General features: G+C 51.9%; 13 protein-coding genes, 2 tRNA genes, 2 rRNA genes and 1 other annotated feature. Of the genes, 4 read left to right on the forward strand and 13 right to left on the reverse strand.

Features of this window, described 5'->3' with window-relative positions; translation table 11 throughout:
• Nucleotides 1-99 precede the first annotated feature (99 nt).
• The 7 genes from FCN45_RS14680 to rluD all read right to left on the reverse strand — a co-directional run bounded on the left by FCN45_RS14680 (nucleotide 100) and on the right by rluD (nucleotide 9996).
• Nucleotides 100-3005 (reverse strand): 23S ribosomal RNA (locus FCN45_RS14680).
• A gap of 202 nt (nucleotides 3006-3207) precedes the next feature.
• Nucleotides 3208-3283: transfer RNA gene (locus tag FCN45_RS14685), tRNA-Ala, on the reverse strand.
• Between the two features lie 143 nt (nucleotides 3284-3426).
• A tRNA-Ile gene (locus FCN45_RS14690) sits at nucleotides 3427-3503 on the reverse strand.
• A gap of 73 nt (nucleotides 3504-3576) precedes the next feature.
• A 16S ribosomal RNA gene (locus tag FCN45_RS14695) occupies nucleotides 3577-5116 on the reverse strand.
• The 16S and 23S rRNA genes sit together here with 2 tRNA genes alongside, the layout of an rRNA operon.
• Before the next feature lie 474 nt (nucleotides 5117-5590).
• On the reverse strand, nucleotides 5591-8164 hold the full coding sequence (clpB, locus tag FCN45_RS14700) for an ATP-dependent chaperone ClpB (protein ID WP_137386323.1): 2574 nt from the start codon (nucleotides 8162-8164) through the stop codon (nucleotides 5591-5593).
• A 126-nt stretch (nucleotides 8165-8290) separates the two neighbouring features.
• On the reverse strand, nucleotides 8291-9019 hold the full coding sequence (yfiH, locus tag FCN45_RS14705; protein WP_137386324.1) for a purine nucleoside phosphorylase YfiH: 729 nt from the start codon (nucleotides 9017-9019) through the stop codon (nucleotides 8291-8293).
• The gene (gene rluD, locus FCN45_RS14710; RefSeq protein WP_008109013.1) at nucleotides 9016-9996 is read right to left on the reverse strand and encodes a 23S rRNA pseudouridine(1911/1915/1917) synthase RluD; all 981 of its coding nucleotides are present in this window, start codon (nucleotides 9994-9996) and stop codon (nucleotides 9016-9018) included. Before rluD ends, yfiH begins: the two co-directional genes overlap by 4 nt.
• 130 nt (nucleotides 9997-10126) lie before the next feature.
• Between rluD and bamD the strand changes: the two genes are divergently transcribed.
• From bamD to pheA, 4 genes are all read left to right on the forward strand, one after another.
• Nucleotides 10127-10867 carry an outer membrane protein assembly factor BamD gene (gene bamD, locus FCN45_RS14715; protein ID WP_008109011.1) on the forward strand — a complete coding sequence of 247 codons (741 nt, stop codon included), beginning with the start codon at nucleotides 10127-10129 and terminating at the stop codon, nucleotides 10865-10867.
• A gap of 276 nt (nucleotides 10868-11143) precedes the next feature.
• Nucleotides 11144-11470, forward strand: a complete 327-nt coding sequence (gene raiA / locus FCN45_RS14720; protein ID WP_008109009.1) for a ribosome-associated translation inhibitor RaiA — start codon at nucleotides 11144-11146, stop codon at nucleotides 11468-11470.
• 97 nt (nucleotides 11471-11567) lie between these two features.
• Nucleotides 11568-11692, forward strand: a sequence feature (Phe leader region).
• Nucleotides 11569-11616: a pheA operon leader peptide PheL gene (gene pheL / locus FCN45_RS14725; RefSeq protein ID WP_100703679.1), complete on the forward strand. Its 48-nt coding sequence runs from the start codon at nucleotides 11569-11571 to the stop codon at nucleotides 11614-11616. Its footprint overlaps the feature before it by 48 nt.
• A gap of 22 nt (nucleotides 11693-11714) precedes the next feature.
• Nucleotides 11715-12878, forward strand: coding sequence for a bifunctional chorismate mutase/prephenate dehydratase (gene pheA, locus FCN45_RS14730; RefSeq protein WP_137386325.1), 1164 nt, complete (start codon nucleotides 11715-11717; stop codon nucleotides 12876-12878).
• A gap of 34 nt (nucleotides 12879-12912) precedes the next feature.
• Here the strand turns inward: pheA and tyrA are convergent, their stop codons facing one another.
• From tyrA to rpsP, 6 genes are all read right to left on the reverse strand, one after another.
• A complete protein-coding gene (gene tyrA / locus FCN45_RS14735) occupies nucleotides 12913-14034 on the reverse strand; it encodes a bifunctional chorismate mutase/prephenate dehydrogenase (RefSeq protein ID WP_137386326.1) in 1122 nt (373 codons plus the stop codon).
• Nucleotides 14035-14040: 6 nt separating this feature from the next.
• Entirely contained in the window at nucleotides 14041-15120 is a 1080-nt protein-coding gene (locus tag FCN45_RS14740) for a 3-deoxy-7-phosphoheptulonate synthase (RefSeq protein WP_137386327.1), read from the reverse strand.
• A 387-nt stretch (nucleotides 15121-15507) separates the two neighbouring features.
• Nucleotides 15508-15858 (reverse strand): 50S ribosomal protein L19, encoded by a 351-nt coding sequence (gene rplS / locus FCN45_RS14745; RefSeq protein ID WP_007893316.1) that lies wholly within the window; start codon nucleotides 15856-15858, stop codon nucleotides 15508-15510.
• Nucleotides 15859-15900: 42 nt separating this feature from the next.
• Nucleotides 15901-16665, reverse strand: a complete 765-nt coding sequence (gene trmD / locus FCN45_RS14750; RefSeq protein WP_192236546.1) for a tRNA (guanosine(37)-N1)-methyltransferase TrmD — start codon at nucleotides 16663-16665, stop codon at nucleotides 15901-15903.
• Nucleotides 16666-16700: 35 nt separating this feature from the next.
• On the reverse strand, nucleotides 16701-17249 hold the full coding sequence (gene rimM, locus FCN45_RS14755) for a ribosome maturation factor RimM (RefSeq protein ID WP_008108998.1): 549 nt from the start codon (nucleotides 17247-17249) through the stop codon (nucleotides 16701-16703).
• Between the two features lie 18 nt (nucleotides 17250-17267).
• Nucleotides 17268-17516, reverse strand: coding sequence for a 30S ribosomal protein S16 (gene rpsP / locus FCN45_RS14760; RefSeq protein ID WP_007893313.1), 249 nt, complete (start codon nucleotides 17514-17516; stop codon nucleotides 17268-17270).
• Nucleotides 17517-17628: the final 112 nt, after the last annotated feature.

Below are 17628 nucleotides of genomic sequence, written 5' to 3' on the forward strand. Positions count from 1 at the left end.
TTTGTGCAAAAACGAATAACATTCGCTTCCGCTGATTCTTTAATCCGTAAACAAGCTGAAAATATCCGGTCTCTCAGACCAAAACGCCTCTGGCGTTGTAAGGTTAAGCCTCACGGGTCATTAGTACCGGTTAGCTCAACGCATCGCTGCGCTTACACACCCGGCCTATCAACGTCGTAGTCTTCAACGTCCCTTCAGGACCCTCAAGGGGTCAGGGAGAACTCATCTCGGGGCAAGTTTCGTGCTTAGATGCTTTCAGCACTTATCTTTTCCGCACTTAGCTACCGGGCAGTGCCATTGGCATGACAACCCGAACACCAGTGGTGCGTTCACTCCGGTCCTCTCGTACTAGGAGCAACCCCCCTCAATTCTCCAGCGCCCACGGCAGATAGGGACCGAACTGTCTCACGACGTTCTAAACCCAGCTCGCGTACCACTTTAAACGGCGAACAGCCGTACCCTTGGGACCTACTTCAGCCCCAGGATGTGATGAGCCGACATCGAGGTGCCAAACACCGCCGTCGATATGAACTCTTGGGCGGTATCAGCCTGTTATCCCCGGAGTACCTTTTATCCGTTGAGCGATGGCCCTTCCATTCAGAACCACCGGATCACTATGACCTGCTTTCGCACCTGCTCGAGCCGTCACTCTCGCAGTCAAGCTGGCTTATGCCATTGCACTAACCTCCTGATGTCCGACCAGGATTAGCCAACCTTCGTGCTCCTCCGTTACTCTTTGGGAGGAGACCGCCCCAGTCAAACTACCCACCAGACACTGTCCGCAGCCCGGATTACGGGCCTACGTTAGAACATCAAACATTAAAGGGTGGTATTTCAAGGTTGGCTCCACGCAGACTGGCGTCCACGCTTCAAAGCCTCCCACCTATCCTACACATCAAGGCTCAATGTTCAGTGTCAAGCTATAGTAAAGGTTCACGGGGTCTTTCCGTCTTGCCGCGGGTACACTGCATCTTCACAGCGATTTCAATTTCACTGAGTCTCGGGTGGAGACAGCCTGGCCATCATTACGCCATTCGTGCAGGTCGGAACTTACCCGACAAGGAATTTCGCTACCTTAGGACCGTTATAGTTACGGCCGCCGTTTACCGGGGCTTCGATCAAGAGCTTCTCCTTGCGGATAACCCCATCAATTAACCTTCCGGCACCGGGCAGGCGTCACACCGTATACGTCCACTTTCGTGTTTGCACAGTGCTGTGTTTTTAATAAACAGTTGCAGCCAGCTGGTATCTTCGACTGCCTTCAGCTCCATCCGCGAGGGACTTCACCTGATGACAGCGTGCCTTCTCCCGAAGTTACGGCACCATTTTGCCTAGTTCCTTCACCCGAGTTCTCTCAAGCGCCTTGGTATTCTCTACCTGACCACCTGTGTCGGTTTGGGGTACGATTTCGTGTTACCTGGAGCTTAGAGGCTTTTCCTGGAAGCAGGGCATCAGTTACTTCACCACCGTGGTGGCTCGTCGTCACGCCTCAGCGTTAATAAGAGTCCGGATTTACCTGAACTCTCCGCCTACACGCTTAAACCGGGACAACCGTCGCCCGGATAACCTAGCCTTCTCCGTCCCCCCTTCGCAGTAACACCAAGTGCAGGAATATTAACCTGCTTCCCATCGACTACGCTTTTCAGCCTCGCCTTAGGGGTCGACTCACCCTGCTCCGATTAACGTTGAACAGGAACCCTTGGTCTTCCGGCGAGCGGGCTTTTCACCCGCTTTATCGTTACTTATGTCAGCATTCGCACTTCTGATACCTCCAGCATGCCTCACAGCACACCTTCAACGGCTTACAGAACGCTCCCCTACCCAACAACGCATACGCGTCGCTGCCGCAGCTTCGGTGCATGGTTTAGCCCCGTTACATCTTCCGCGCAGGCCGACTCGACCAGTGAGCTATTACGCTTTCTTTAAATGATGGCTGCTTCTAAGCCAACATCCTGGCTGTCTGTGCCTTCCCACATCGTTTCCCACTTAACCATGACTTTGGGACCTTAGCTGGCGGTCTGGGTTGTTTCCCTCTTCACGACGGACGTTAGCACCCGCCGTGTGTCTCCCGTGATAACATTCTCCGGTATTCGCAGTTTGCATCGGGTTGGTAAGCCGGGATGGCCCCCTAGCCGAAACAGTGCTCTACCCCCGGAGATGAGTTCACGAGGCGCTACCTAAATAGCTTTCGGGGAGAACCAGCTATCTCCCGGTTTGATTGGCCTTTCACCCCCAGCCACAAGTCATCCGCTAATTTTTCAACATTAGTCGGTTCGGTCCTCCAGTTAGTGTTACCCAACCTTCAACCTGCCCATGGCTAGATCACCGGGTTTCGGGTCTATACCCTGCAACTTAACGCCCAGTTAAGACTCGGTTTCCCTGCGGCTCCCCTATACGGTTAACCTTGCTACAGAATATAAGTCGCTGACCCATTATACAAAAGGTACGCAGTCACCCCATAAAGAGGCTCCCACTGCTTGTACGTACACGGTTTCAGGTTCTGTTTCACTCCCCTCGCCGGGGTTCTTTTCGCCTTTCCCTCACGGTACTGGTTCACTATCGGTCAGTCAGGAGTATTTAGCCTTGGAGGATGGTCCCCCCATATTCAGACAGGATACCACGTGTCCCGCCCTACTCTTCGAACTCACAATCTGTGCACTTTCGTGTACGGGGCTATCACCCGGTATCGCGCGACTTTCCAGACGCTTCCACTAACGCACAAACTGATTCAGGTTCTGGGCTGTTCCCCGTTCGCTCGCCGCTACTGGGGGAATCTCGGTTGATTTCTTTTCCTCCGGGTACTTAGATGTTTCAGTTCCCCGGGTTCGCCTCGCAACACTATGTATTCATGTTGCGATGATGCACTGGGTGCACCGGGTTTCCCCATTCGGACATCGTCGGCTGTAGCGGTTCATATCACCTTACCGACGCTTTACGCAGATTAGCACGTCCTTCATCGCCTCTGACTGCCAGGGCATCCACCGTGTACGCTTAGTCGCTTAACCTCACAACCCACAGGCGTTTTGCAACGCGTGCAGACTGCAAGCATTTGAGAGACTCGAACATATCGCCGCTTCATTCTTATTACGGAGAATGAAGACGATACGTCGTTTCAATTTTCAGCTTGTTCCGGATTGTTAAAGAGCATAATACTTCGCAGCACACCGTTTCCGGTTTGCTCTGAAGTATTGTTTTGAGTCACTGTAATGGTGGAGCTAAGCGGGATCGAACCGCTGACCTCCTGCGTGCAAGGCAGGCGCTCTCCCAGCTGAGCTATAGCCCCATACAGTTACTGCAGAGACCACTACTACCACTCACCAGGAGTTCCGTTTTTGACAAACGGTAATTTCTTTTCAGGCAAGGCAAAGTGGCGCGACGTATAGTTCACTATACGAGCGGCGCTTTAACGCAGCATGAGAAGAAATTTGGTAGGCCTGAGTGGACTTGAACCACCGACCTCACCCTTATCAGGGGTGCGCTCTAACCACCTGAGCTACAAGCCTGTAGAGGTTTTTTCTGCTCGTTACTTTCTATCAGACAATCTGTGTGAGCACTTCGCGGGAAGGTATCTTCAGGTAAGGAGGTGATCCAACCGCAGGTTCCCCTACGGTTACCTTGTTACGACTTCACCCCAGTCATGAATCACAAAGTGGTAAGCGCCCTCCCGAAGGTTAAGCTACCTACTTCTTTTGCAACCCACTCCCATGGTGTGACGGGCGGTGTGTACAAGGCCCGGGAACGTATTCACCGTAGCATTCTGATCTACGATTACTAGCGATTCCGACTTCACGGAGTCGAGTTGCAGACTCCGATCCGGACTACGACGCACTTTATGAGGTCCGCTTGCTCTCGCGAGGTCGCTTCTCTTTGTATGCGCCATTGTAGCACGTGTGTAGCCCTACTCGTAAGGGCCATGATGACTTGACGTCATCCCCACCTTCCTCCAGTTTATCACTGGCAGTCTCCTTTGAGTTCCCGGCCGGACCGCTGGCAACAAAGGATAAGGGTTGCGCTCGTTGCGGGACTTAACCCAACATTTCACAACACGAGCTGACGACAGCCATGCAGCACCTGTCTCAGAGTTCCCGAAGGCACCAAAGCATCTCTGCTAAGTTCTCTGGATGTCAAGAGTAGGTAAGGTTCTTCGCGTTGCATCGAATTAAACCACATGCTCCACCGCTTGTGCGGGCCCCCGTCAATTCATTTGAGTTTTAACCTTGCGGCCGTACTCCCCAGGCGGTCGACTTAACGCGTTAGCTCCGGAAGCCACTCCTCAAGGGAACAACCTCCAAGTCGACATCGTTTACGGCGTGGACTACCAGGGTATCTAATCCTGTTTGCTCCCCACGCTTTCGCACCTGAGCGTCAGTCTTTGTCCAGGGGGCCGCCTTCGCCACCGGTATTCCTCCAGATCTCTACGCATTTCACCGCTACACCTGGAATTCTACCCCCCTCTACAAGACTCCAGCCTGCCAGTTTCGAATGCAGTTCCCAGGTTAAGCCCGGGGATTTCACATCCGACTTGACAGACCGCCTGCGTGCGCTTTACGCCCAGTAATTCCGATTAACGCTTGCACCCTCCGTATTACCGCGGCTGCTGGCACGGAGTTAGCCGGTGCTTCTTCTGCGGGTAACGTCAATCGGTGAAGCTATTAACTTCACCGCCTTCCTCCCCGCTGAAAGTACTTTACAACCCGAAGGCCTTCTTCATACACGCGGCATGGCTGCATCAGGCTTGCGCCCATTGTGCAATATTCCCCACTGCTGCCTCCCGTAGGAGTCTGGACCGTGTCTCAGTTCCAGTGTGGCTGGTCATCCTCTCAGACCAGCTAGGGATCGTCGCCTAGGTGAGCCATTACCCCACCTACTAGCTAATCCCATCTGGGCACATCCGATGGTGTGAGGCCCGAAGGTCCCCCACTTTGGTCTTGCGACGTTATGCGGTATTAGCTACCGTTTCCAGTAGTTATCCCCCTCCATCGGGCAGTTTCCCAGACGTTACTCACCCGTCCGCCACTCGTCACCCGAGAGCAAGCTCTCTGTGCTACCGTTCGACTTGCATGTGTTAGGCCTGCCGCCAGCGTTCAATCTGAGCCATGATCAAACTCTTCAATTTAAGTTTGATTTGCTGAAACCAGTTCAGCGGTGCTCATCTGTAAAACGTCATAATGAATTTCATTATGTGTTCACTCGTGAGGCTTTGATATTTTTTTGCGTCCGGAGACGCGGATATCAATCCTGCGAGTGCCCACACAGATTGTCTGATAAATTGTTAAAGAGCGTTGCGAACAGCGGCTGAACCGTCTGTCGCGAGGTGGCGTATACTACGCTACTCTCCTTCGGAGTCAAACACTTTTTTCAGCGTTTTCATCCGGCGGGATGAATTTCTTCACTCCCTGCCGAGTCGTCTGCGTTGCCGCTTTGCCGTCTCAGTGGTGGCGCATTATAGGGAGTTCATTTCAGCTGACAAGTGCTAATTTGAAGTTTTCGCGCGACCGCTCACTTTCCAGGCTATACGTTGCAAAAAGCAGCTAATTCTTGCAAAAGGCCAAAAAAAACGGGCCTGCAGGCCCGTTTTAATCAGAAGTGATTACTGATGAGCAACAATCACATCGTCTTTTACATCCATTTCGATGGTTTTTCCCGGAACCAGGGCACCAGAAAGAATCTGCTGAGCCAGCGGGTTTTCAATCTGCTGCTGAATAGCACGTTTCAATGGACGCGCACCATACACCGGGTCGTAGCCATTCTCGCCGAGCAGTTTGAGCGCCTCATCGGAGATATGCAGCTGATAGCCACGCTCCTCAAGACGTTTATACAAACGTTGCAGCTGAATCTGCGCAATTGAAGCAATGTGTTTTTCGCCCAATGGGTGGAACACCACCATGTCATCGATACGGTTGATAAACTCTGGGCGGAAATGCTGCCCCACAACCGTCATCACCACCTGTTTCATCTCCGCATAGTCCAGAGAACCGAAACGTTCCTGAATAAGATCGGAGCCAAGGTTCGAGGTCATGATCACCACGGTATTGCGGAAATCGACCGTACGGCCCTGCCCATCGGTTAAGCGACCATCATCCAGCACCTGCAACAGAATGTTGAACACATCAGGATGCGCCTTCTCCACTTCATCCAGCAGAATCACCGAATAAGGCCGACGACGTACCGCTTCGGTCAGATAACCGCCCTCTTCATAGCCGACATATCCCGGAGGTGCACCCACCAGCCGCGACACCGAGTGTTTTTCCATAAACTCGGACATATCAATACGCACCATCGCGTCATCGCTATCGAACAGGAAGTTAGCCAGCGCTTTGCACAATTCGGTTTTCCCTACTCCCGTTGGTCCGAGGAACAGGAAGGAACCAATTGGACGATTCGGATCGGACAAGCCGGCACGACTACGACGAATCGCATTCGAAACCGCTTCTACCGCTTCGTTCTGGCCGATGACGCGTGAATGCAGTTCCTGCTCCATACGCATCAACTTGTCGCGCTCGCCTTCCATCATGCGTGCGACAGGAATTCCGGTCCAACGCGCCAGTACATCGGCAATCTCCACATCCGTTACGCGATTACGTAACAGCTTCATGGTTTTACCTTCAGACTGCGTAGCGATGGCTAACTGTTTCTCCAGCTCCGGAATTTTACCGTACTGCAGCTCAGACATCTGACCCAGGTCACCAACGCGACGCGCTTGCTCCATCGTCAGGCGCGCTTGTTCCAGCTCTGCTTTAATGTTCTGCGTGCCGGTTAATGAGGCTTTTTCCGCTTTCCACTCCTCTTCCAGCTCAGCATATTCACGCTCTTTCTGGTCAAGTTCACTTTCCAGCATTTCCAGACGCTTCACGCTGGCGTCATCAGACTCTTTCTTCAGCGCCTGCTGCTCAAGTTTCAACTGGATGATGCGGCGCTCAAGGCGATCAAGGGACTCAGGCTTCGAATCCATCTGTAAACGAATGCTTGAGGCCGCTTCGTCTATCAGGTCGATGGCCTTATCCGGCAGCTGACGATCGGAGATGTAACGATGCGACAACGTGGCCGCAGCCACAATCGCCGGATCGGTGATCTGCACGTGATGGTGCAGCTCATAGCGTTCTTTCAGTCCGCGCAGAATGGCAATGGTATCTTCGACACTCGGCTCAGCAACAAAGACTTTCTGGAAACGACGTTCCAGCGCCGCATCTTTCTCAATGAACTGACGATACTCATTCAGCGTAGTTGCTCCGACACAGTGCAACTCACCGCGCGCCAATGCGGGTTTCAGCATGTTGCCGGCATCCATGGCGCCATCGGCTTTACCTGCGCCCACCATGGTATGCAGTTCGTCGATAAACAGAATGACGTTGCCTTCCTGCTTCGCCAAATCGCTAAGCACGCCTTTGAGGCGCTCTTCAAATTCACCGCGATATTTGGCGCCCGCCACCAGCGAACCCATATCCAGAGCCAGCACGCGACGGCCTTTCAGCCCTTCCGGCACTTCGCCATTGATGATGCGCTGCGCTAAACCTTCGGCAATAGCCGTTTTACCGACGCCGGGTTCACCAATCAGCACCGGGTTATTTTTGGTACGACGCTGCAACACCTGAATGGTGCGGCGAATTTCTTCATCACGACCGATAACCGGATCCAGCTTGCCGAGTTCGGCACGCTCTGTAAGGTCGATGGTGTATTTTTTTAATGCCTGACGCTGATCTTCAGCCCCTTGATCGTTCACGCTGTCTCCTCCCCGTATTTGCTCGATGGCCGCAGAGAGTTTTTCCGGAGTCGCGCCAGCTGATTTCAATAGATCAGCCAGCGAGCCACGTGAATCAAGGGCCGCCAATACAAATAATTCAGATGATATAAAGTTGTCGCCGCGCTTTTGCGCCAGCTTGTCGCACAGGTTAAGTACCCGAATCAGATCGGCGGATGGCTGCACATCGCCGTCCGTGCCTTCAACCTGAGGTAGTCGATTAATCGCTTGTTCAATGCTGGTACGCAGGCCAGCCACGTCGGCACCCGCTGCGCTGAGCAACGGACGCACCGATCCGCCTTCCTGGTTGAGCAATGCGCTCATCAAATGAAGGGGTTCAATGAATTGATTGTCATGTCCCAGAGCAAGGGACTGTGCATCGGCAAGTGCCAGTTGAAATTTATTAGTAAGACGATCCAGACGCATAATTCCTCCCATTACAGGTCAAAATGCTACTGGAGATTAAATGAGGTCATCCCTCAAATTTTTCAAGGTTAATGACCTGAGTTGTGAGCAAAAAATACGCTAACTGGACCGTCTTGTGGCGTAAGGTTATCTCAGCCAAATCAAAGTTGCCATACGCCCGGTGATTCCGTCGCGTCGGTAGGAGAAAAAATCATCGCGCTCATGGAAGGTACATCGCGTTGAACCGCTGATGGAATGCACGCCGGCGGCCTGCAGACGCTGACGCGCCAGCAGCCAAATATCGGCGAAGTATTGGTTACCCGCCGGGCGGAATGCCTCTTCCGCTTGTGAATCATGGGCCATAAATGCCGTTCTGACATCCGAGCCAACTTCAAATGCCAGCGGCCCAATTGCCGGACCAAGCCATGCATGAATGTCATTTGGCGCGCAGTGAAACTGTGACAACGTCTGCTCCAGCACGCCATTACAGAGTCCACGCCAACCGGCATGTGCTGCCGCCACTTCACTGCCATCCTTGCTGCAGAACAGCACCGGTAAACAATCCGCCGTCATCACTGCGCAAACCACCCCGCTTTCACGCGTGATTGCGGCATCAGCGCGCGGCAGCGGTTCGCTGGCGGGTAAACGCGCAACCACTTGACCATGGATCTGATCTAGCCATTGCGGCATTGCAGGTAGCGCCAGTTGTTCAACCAGGCGCTGACGATTCTGAGCAACATGCGCCTCAGCGTCGCCAACATGCCCACCAAGATTCAACGAATCCCATGGAGCAGCGCTGACGCCGCCGTAACGCGTGGTGGAACATGCCCGAACATGCTGCGGCGCAGGCCAATCCGGGATGATCCATTCACTCATAGCCAATCCATCTGATCGCGGAATTCAAGGGTATCGGCTTTCAGCGCATCAATTAAATCGACCATATCCTGCGGCAACGGCGCATGCCATTCCATCTCAATACCGGTGATCGGGTGATAGAGACGTAACATCGTGGCATGCAGCGCCTGGCGATCAAAACCCCGTAGCGTAGTGATGAAAGCTTCAGATGCCCCTTTTGGCGGGCGTGGACGGCCACCGTACAGCGGATCGCCCACCAGCGGATGGTTAATATGCGCCATATGCACACGAATTTGATGGGTACGACCGGTTTCGAGACGCAAACGCAAACGCGTATGGGCACGAAAGTGCTCCATGATACGATAGTGCGTGGTTGCCGGTTTACCCATCGGGTGCACCGCCATGTGCGTACGTTTGGTTGAGTGGCGCGCCATGGGCTGATCCACCGTACCGCCCGCAGTCATGGTGCCAATAGCCACCGCTTCATACTCACGCGTGATTTCGCGCAGCTGCAGCGTTTCAACCAGGTGCGTTTGCGCAGGAACGGTTTTCGCGACCACCATCAAACCGGTGGTATCTTTATCCAGACGATGAACAATACCTGCACGAGGTACGTCAGCGATCGGTGGATAGTGATAAAGCAGTGCGTTAAGCACTGTGCCATCAGGATTACCGGCGCCGGGATGTACCACCAAACCGCGAGGTTTGTTAATGACCAGAATGTCGTCATCTTCATAGACGATATTCAGTGGGATGTTTTGCGCTTCCCAGCGTTGCTCTTCTTCGATCTCAGCATCAATCGAGACATGCTCACCGCCAAAAACTTTTTCTTTTGGTTTATCGATGATAGTGCCGTTGACGCTGACTCGGCGCTCAAGAATCCATTCTTTTATGCGAGAACGTGAATAATCAGGGAACAATTCTGCCAAAGTCTGATCTAAGCGTTGTCCAAGCTGTGCTTCGGACACCGTTGCGGTGAGTTGAACTTGTTGTGCCATATACAGCTTCTTCGTTAACGTTGGGTTTTCACGGCGATGCCGTTTAATATAATGTGCTATCGTACCTGGTCATAACTGGGAGCTATACGGACAGCTTCTGCTACAACACTTTGAGGATAATCATTTCGTCATGACGCGTATGAAACATCTGGTGGCTGCTGCCACACTGAGCCTGAGCCTGGCGCTTGTGGGTTGTTCTGGCTCATCAGATCCAGTCCCGGACAGCCCGCCGTCTGAAATTTACGCCACGGCCCAGCAAAAGCTGCAGGACGGTAACTTTAAAGCGGCGATTAAGCAACTGGAAGCACTGGATAACCGCTATCCGTTTGGCCCTTACTCGCAGCAAGTACAGCTGGATTTGATCTACGCGTATTACAAAAATGCCGATCTGCCACTGGCGCAAGCCGCTATTTCTCGCTTTATGCGTCTGAATCCAACCCATCCGAATATCGACTATGTCATCTATATGAAAGGTCTGACGGATATGGCGCTGGATGATTCTGCACTGCAGGGCTTCTTCGGTATCGATCGTTCCGATCGTGATCCGACGCACGCTCGTGATGCTTTCCGTGACTTCTCGCAATTACTGCGCGGTTATCCAAACAGCCAATATGCTGCGGATGCGCAGAAACGTTTGGCATTCCTGAAAGAGCGCCTGGCGAAGTATGAACTCTCGGTGGCGCAATTCTATACCAAGCGCGGTGCCTATGTCGCTGTTGTTAACCGCGTGGAAACAATGATGAAGGATTATCCGGATACTGAGGCGACCCATGAAGCGTTGCCGTTGATGGAGAATGCTTACCGCCAGCTGCAGTTGACGGCTGAAGCCGACAAAGTGGCAAAAATCATTGCGGCAAATAATCAGTCCTGATTATTACACCCACAAAAAAGCAGCCCATGAGGCTGCTTTTTTTATGTCACTTTGTGGATAATTCAGCAGTTTTACAGATTTATCGCTGCAGTTATCCAGTCAATCATGCGCCCTTCCCCAGTCGTCTTCAAGTATTTCCCGCCACTTTCCCGGCCTTTCTCACAATTAAGCGGCATTGACAAAAAGTGACATTTCAATGTGATTTAGATCACACATTTTCTTAATTTCCGCGGTATGCTGGACCTACCCACACGGAAATGACAGAGAGGTTTAACTATGATTCTGAACATTACCAGCAAACAAATGGAAATCACCGAGGCCATCCGTAACCACGTTGAAGAGCGTCTCGCCAAGCTGGAAAAATGGCAAACACATCTGATAAACCCTCACATTGTGTTATCGAAAGAGCCGAAGGAGTTTGTGGCTGATGCCACCATAAATACGCCTAACGGAACGCTGGTTGCCAGCGCGAAACATGATGATATGTATACGGCCATCAATGACTTGATTGCCAAGCTGGAGCGACAACTCAATAAAGCGCAACACAAACCCGAAGCCCGTCGCGCCAACAGCAGTGTGAAAGATTTTCTTCCTACGGAATAAGCAAACATCTTTAGTAACGCGCCTCCGGGCGCGTTTTTTTATTGACAGCTTTAAATCACTGCGGTTACTCTCAAGCCACTTTATTTATGGAAACAACCATGAAACATCTGCCGTTCTTCTTCGCATTCTTTTTTACCTTCCCCTGATTGGGAGGCGATTCGTCATGTGAAAATGAATGCGAAGACGAACAACAAAGCCTCCCAAATGGGAGGCTTTTTTATTGGACATTTTACAGGTGAGCCCTATGAATCCCGAAAATCCGCTGCTGGCATTACGCGATAAAATCAGCGCCGTTGATGAAAAACTCTTAGCGCTTTTGTCGGAGCGTCGCATACTGGCCGTTGAAGTTGCGCAGGCTAAACTGGCAACGCATCGCCCTATTCGCGATGTTGAGCGTGAACGCGCTCTGCTGGAAAACTTAATTTCACTGGGTAAAAAGCATCAGCTTGATGCGCATTACATCACTCGCCTGTTTCAGTTGGTGATTGAAGATTCAGTTCTAACTCAGCAAGCCTTATTGCAAAAGAATCTCAACCATCCACATGCTCACGCACCGCGCATTGCATTCCTTGGTCCGAAAGGTTCTTACTCACATCTCGCGGCGCGCAAATACGCTACCCGGCATTTTGATTCAATGGTTGAGATCGGCTGCCTGAAATTCCATGACATCATTCATCAGGTGGAAAGTGGACAAGCGGACTACGCGGTGATGCCGATTGAAAATACCAGCTCTGGTTCGATCAACGACGTTTACGATCTGCTTCAGCAAACCACGCTATCGATTGTGGGTGAGCTGACCATTCCAATTGAGCACTGTGTGCTGGTCAACGGCAGCACCGATTTGCAGCAGATCGAAACGGTTTACAGTCATCCTCAGCCATTCCAGCAGTGCAGCCAGTTCATTAATCGTTTCCCGCAGTGGAAAATCGAATACACCGAAAGCACCGCTGCAGCGATGGAGAAAGTGGCAGCGATGAATTCACCAAAGGTTGCCGCATTGGGTAGCGAAGCGGGCGGTGAGCTGTATGGATTGCAGGTGATGGAGCGCAATCTGGCCAATCAACAGCAGAACCATACGCGCTTCATCGTGCTGGCACGTAAAGCGATTGAAGTTTCGGGTCAGGTTCCGGCGAAAACAACATTGATCATGGCGACGGGTCAACAAGCGGGGGCATTGGTTGAAGCGCTGATGGTATTACGTAACCACGGCCTCATCATGAGCAAACTGGAAAACCGTCCCATCAACGGCAATCCGTGGGAAGAGATGTTTTATATTGATGTGCAGGGCAATCTGCAGTCAGAAAATATGCAGTTGGCGTTAACCGAGTTGAGCGGCTTAACCCGTTCATTAAAAGTTCTTGGCTGCTATCCAGGCGAGAATGTGGTGCCGGTTGAGCCGCGCCTCTAAGCAAAAAGGCATCCTCACGGATGCCTTTTGTTTTTTACTGCCGGCTATCGTTCGCCGATCGCAGCATGCTTCTGCTTTCGACCAGGAAGCGTTTCGCGTAATCACCAAACCAGTGTTCGACGCGCTCAAAGCTATCGATAAAGGCTTGCTTATCGCCCTGCTCGAGCAGTTTGATCGCATCGCCAAATCGCTGGTAATAACGTTTAATCAGCGCCAGATTACTCTCCGAGGACATGATGATGTCCGCGTAAAGCTGCGGATCCTGCGCAAACAGACGTCCAACCATTGCCAGTTCAAGGCGGTATATCGGTGAAGATAGCGCCAGCAGCTGATCCAGATTAACGTTCTCTTCCGCCAGATGCAGACCGTAAGCGAAAGTCGCAAAGTGACGCAGTGCCTGAATAAACGCCATATTCTGGTCGTGCTCAACGGCACTGATACGATGCAACCGCGCGCCCCAAACCTGAATCTGCTCAAGGAACCACTGATAAGCTTCCGGCTGACGGCCATCACACCAAACCACAACCTGCTTTGCCAGGCTGCCGCTGTCCGGACCAAACATCGGATGCAAGCCCAGAACCGGTCCGGTGTGCGCGGCCAGCATCGCCTGCAGCGGGCGATTCTTCACCGAAGCCAGATCGACCAGAATGCAGTCTTCTGGCAATTTTGGCAGCTCACCGATGATTTGCTCGGTCAGATGAATTGGCACACTGATAATCACCATGCCCGCATCTTTCAGCAGCTCGTCAGAGCGTTCCCAATCGCCTTTATCCAGAATGCGGACCTGATAGCCAGAAAGCGTCAGCATCTTTTCAAACAGACGCCCCATCTGGCCGCGGCCACCTACAATCACCACCGGACGCAACGTCGGACAGAGCGTTTTGAAGCCTTTGTCATTTTCATGCGCATAGGATTCACGCATCAAACGACGCAATACATCTTCAATCAAGTCCGGCGACACGCCGAGCGCTTCAGCTTCCTGGCGGCGTGAAGCCAGCATGCTGGCCTCACGCTCAGGAACATAGATCGGCAAACCGTAGCGGCTTTTAACTTCCCCTACTTCGGCTACCAGCTCCAGTCGTTTTGCCAGTAACCCAAGCAGTGCTTTATCTACTTCATCGATTTGATCGCGTAGCGCGTTCAGTTCAGCCACCATGACTCATTACACCTCGTGTGACAGACGCGCCGACAGCACTCCCTGCAGATCCTGATGGATTTCACGCAACAACGTTTCGGTGGTTTCCCAGTTGATGCAGGCATCAGTGACGGACACACCGTATTTCATTTCGCTACGAGGCTGTTCAGAAGACTGGTTGCCTTCATGAATGTTGCTTTCCAACATCAGGCCAATGATGGAACGGTTTCCATCTTTAATCTGCGCAATAGCCGATTCGGCTACGCCAGGCTGGCGACGATAGTCTTTGTTAGAATTACCATGGCTGCAATCTATCATTAAGGCCGGACGCAGTCCCGCTTTCAGCATCTCTTTTTCACACTGAGCGACATCTTCTGGACCGTAGTTTGATGCTTTACCGCCGCGCAGAATCACATGCCCATCTGGGTTGCCCTGCGTTTGCAGCAAGCAAACCTGGCCGGCCTGATTGATGCCAACAAAACGGTGCGGCATTGCGGCGGCGCGCATGGCGTTAATCGCGGTGCCCAGGCTGCCATCCGTACCATTTTTAAAACCAACCGGCATGGAAAGGCCTGAAGCCATTTCACGGTGGGTTTGTGATTCAGTGGTACGCGCACCAATCGCTGACCAGCTAAACAGATCGCCAAGATATTGCGGGCTATTCGGATCCAGCGCTTCGGTCGCCAGCGGTAAACCCATCTCAACGAGATTAACCAGCAGTTGACGCGCGATATGCAGGCCAGCTTCCATATCAAACGAGTTATTCATGTAAGGATCGTTGATTAACCCCTTCCAGCCGACGGTGGTTCGAGGTTTTTCAAAATAAACGCGCATAACGATGTACAGCTGATCCTTCAACTGTGCAGAGAGAGATTGCAACTGACGGGCATAGGCAAGTGCGGCTTCAGTATCGTGAATCGAACAAGGACCACAAACCACCAACAGACGCGGATCGCGGCCCGCAATAATGTCGGCAATGGTTTGGCGAGAAGACGCAATTTGCGCTTCCTGCGCCGCAGTGAGCGGGAATTTGGCTTTCAGCTCTTGCGGGGTAATCAAAATTTGTTCGTCGGCGATATGCACATTGTTCAGCGCGTCTTTTTGCATGATTGCGATCCTTTTTACTCGTTTATGCGGTTTGGGATCCTCTCTGAGGATGGCGCTTACTTTATCACACCCTGTACAGGTTGCAATCCACCTATGTACACATTTATTACCACATCAAATAAAAAACAAAGAAAACATTGAAATATTCATTAAAATCATACGAATAACAGAAATGGTGACAGGATGATAATGTAAACTAAATATTACACCCAATTATGTTCTGATGATGCTCTCAACTAAAAGTTTGGTATAACATTTTGATTTTCACTGTTTTCAGGAAACACATACTGTCCACCTTAAGAATGATCCTGCGCCCTTATACGCCCATAAAAAAAGGGGCTGGCCAAATGGCCAACCCCTTGTTTGCTATTAACTTTGAGAAGTCGCTTACGCGCCAAGACGCTCTTTGATACGAGCTGACTTACCGGTACGCTCACGCAGGTAATACAGTTTGGCTTTACGCACAGCACCACGACGTTTAACAGCAATGCTGTCAATTACTGGAGAGTGAGTCTGGAAGACACGCTCAACACCTTCGCCGTTAGAAATCTTACGAACAGTGAATGCAGAATGCAGACCGCGGTTACGAATAGCGATAACCACGCCCTCGAATGCCTGCAGACGCTTCTTAGAACCTTCTACGACCCATACTTTCACTTCCACGGAATCACCCGGACGGAATGAAGGTACGTCCTGCTTCATCTGCTCTTGTTCAAGTTGCTTGATAATGTTGCTCATAATTAAATCTCTTATCCTGGGTAAACTGATAGTGAGGGAAGATTACTCTCCCGCCTCATCGTTTTGTTGCTGCTGATGTTCACGCTGGAACTCATTTAGCAACCGTGCTTGCTCTTCAGTCAGAGCCAGGTTTTCCAGAAGTTCAGGTCTTCTTAGCCAGGTACGGCCTAACGACTGTTTCAGGCGCCAGCGGCGAATATCGGCATGGTTGCCCGACAGTAAAACTGGCGGAACTTCCATCCCTTCTAACACTTCAGGTCGGGTGTAGTGCGGGCAATCCAGCAAACCATCCGAGAACGAATCCTCATCGGCTGACGCCTGTTTTCCCAGTACGCCGGGAATAAACCGGGCGACCGAGTCAATCAACGTCATGGCTGGCAGCTCACCGCCACTAAGAACGTAATCACCGATTGACCACTCTTCATCAATCTCAGTGTGAATCACGCGCTCATCTATCCCTTCGTAGCGACCACACACCAGAATCAACTTCTGATGGGTCGCCAGTTCGCAAACGCCCTGTTGGTCCAGTTTGCGTCCCTGAGGTGAAAGATAAATCACCTTAGCACCTTCTCCCGCCGCTGCTTTCGCTGCGGAGATGGCGTCCCGTAAGGGTTGCACCATCATCAACATTCCCGGTCCGCCGCCGTAAGGACGATCGTCCACGGTACGGTGCCGGTCATGCGTGAAGTCACGAGGACTCCAGCTTTGAATGTCGAGCAGGCCATTTTTTACTGCCCGGCCAGTTACCCCGTACTCGGTAATAGCGCGAAACATCTCTGGAAACAGGCTAATAACACCAATCCACATCGCGTTCGCCGTTACGTTACCGGATTGTCCGGAGATCAAAAACCAGGATCCCAATCTACTTCAATAAGGCCAGTAGAGAGATCGACTTTCTTGATAACCTGTTCATCAAGAAACGGGATTAACCGCTCTTGCGCACCGAATGCATCCTTCAGGTTTGCCTTAACGACGAGAACGTCGTTCGATCCGGTTTCCATCAAATCAATGACTTTGCCCATCTCGTAGCCTTCGAGGTTCACTACTTTCATTCCCATAAGGTCTTTCCAGTAGTAATCGCCTGCTTCCAGCGCTGGCAGCTGCGTGGAGTCGACCGTAATTTCGCAATTGGTCAACTGTGCCGCAGCGTCCCGATCGTCAATGCCTTTGACTTTGATGATCAGGTCCTGATTGTGGTGCTTCCAGCCCTCGAGTTCGACCTGCTGCCATTTACCGGCGCGCTGGATGAACCAAGGTTGGTAGTCGAAGATGCTTTCAGCGTCTTCAGTGGAGGAAAACACTTTGAGCCAACCCCGAATTCCGTAAGCCGCGCCCATTTTTCCCAATACAATCGGGTTAACGGGAGGCTGCCCGGCAGGTTTAATGCTCATGCTCACCACCGTGACAGATTAAGCTGCTTTCTTTGCTTCTTTGATCAGCGCGTTAACGCGATCAGAAAGCGTTGCGCCCTGGCCAACCCAGTGCTCAATACGGTCCAGATCCAGACGCAGACCTTCAGCCTGACCAGAAGCGATCGGGTTGAAGAAACCTACGCGCTCGATGAAACGACCGTTACGAGCATTGCGGCTGTCAGTGACGACGACCTGATAGAACGGACGCTTTTTAGCGCCGTGACGTGCCAAACGAATTGTTACCATAACATCCTCATTAGTTAATAAAGCGCTCGGGCCCCATCGAGGAACGGGGCCCGAGCGCGATATAAAAAGCCCGAAAATTTTACTCATTTTGGCGCAAAAAGCAACCTAAGCG

The organism is Pantoea sp. SO10, assembly GCF_005281435.1.
GTDB classification, from domain to species: Bacteria; Pseudomonadota; Gammaproteobacteria; order Enterobacterales; family Enterobacteriaceae; genus Pantoea; species Pantoea leporis.

Excerpts from the sequence above, each read along its gene's own strand:
- clpB (WP_137386323.1), bottom strand. The coding sequence starts at position 8,164 with ATGCGTCTGGATCGTCTTACTAATAAATTTCAACTGGCACTTGCCGAT.
- yfiH (WP_137386324.1), bottom strand. The coding sequence starts at position 9,019 with ATGAGTGAATGGATCATCCCGGATTGGCCTGCGCCGCAGCATGTTCGG.
- rluD (WP_008109013.1), bottom strand. The coding sequence starts at position 9,996 with ATGGCACAACAAGTTCAACTCACCGCAACGGTGTCCGAAGCACAGCTT.
- bamD (WP_008109011.1), top strand. The coding sequence starts at position 10,127 with ATGACGCGTATGAAACATCTGGTGGCTGCTGCCACACTGAGCCTGAGC.
- raiA (WP_008109009.1), top strand. The coding sequence starts at position 11,144 with ATGATTCTGAACATTACCAGCAAACAAATGGAAATCACCGAGGCCATC.
- pheA (WP_137386325.1), top strand. The coding sequence starts at position 11,715 with ATGAATCCCGAAAATCCGCTGCTGGCATTACGCGATAAAATCAGCGCC.
- tyrA (WP_137386326.1), bottom strand. The coding sequence starts at position 14,034 with ATGGTGGCTGAACTGAACGCGCTACGCGATCAAATCGATGAAGTAGAT.
- FCN45_RS14740 (WP_137386327.1), bottom strand. The coding sequence starts at position 15,120 with ATGCAAAAAGACGCGCTGAACAATGTGCATATCGCCGACGAACAAATT.
- rplS (WP_007893316.1), bottom strand. The coding sequence starts at position 15,858 with ATGAGCAACATTATCAAGCAACTTGAACAAGAGCAGATGAAGCAGGAC.
- trmD (WP_192236546.1), bottom strand. The coding sequence starts at position 16,665 with ATGTGGATTGGTGTTATTAGCCTGTTTCCAGAGATGTTTCGCGCTATT.
- rimM (WP_008108998.1), bottom strand. The coding sequence starts at position 17,249 with ATGAGCATTAAACCTGCCGGGCAGCCTCCCGTTAACCCGATTGTATTG.
- rpsP (WP_007893313.1), bottom strand. The coding sequence starts at position 17,516 with ATGGTAACAATTCGTTTGGCACGTCACGGCGCTAAAAAGCGTCCGTTC.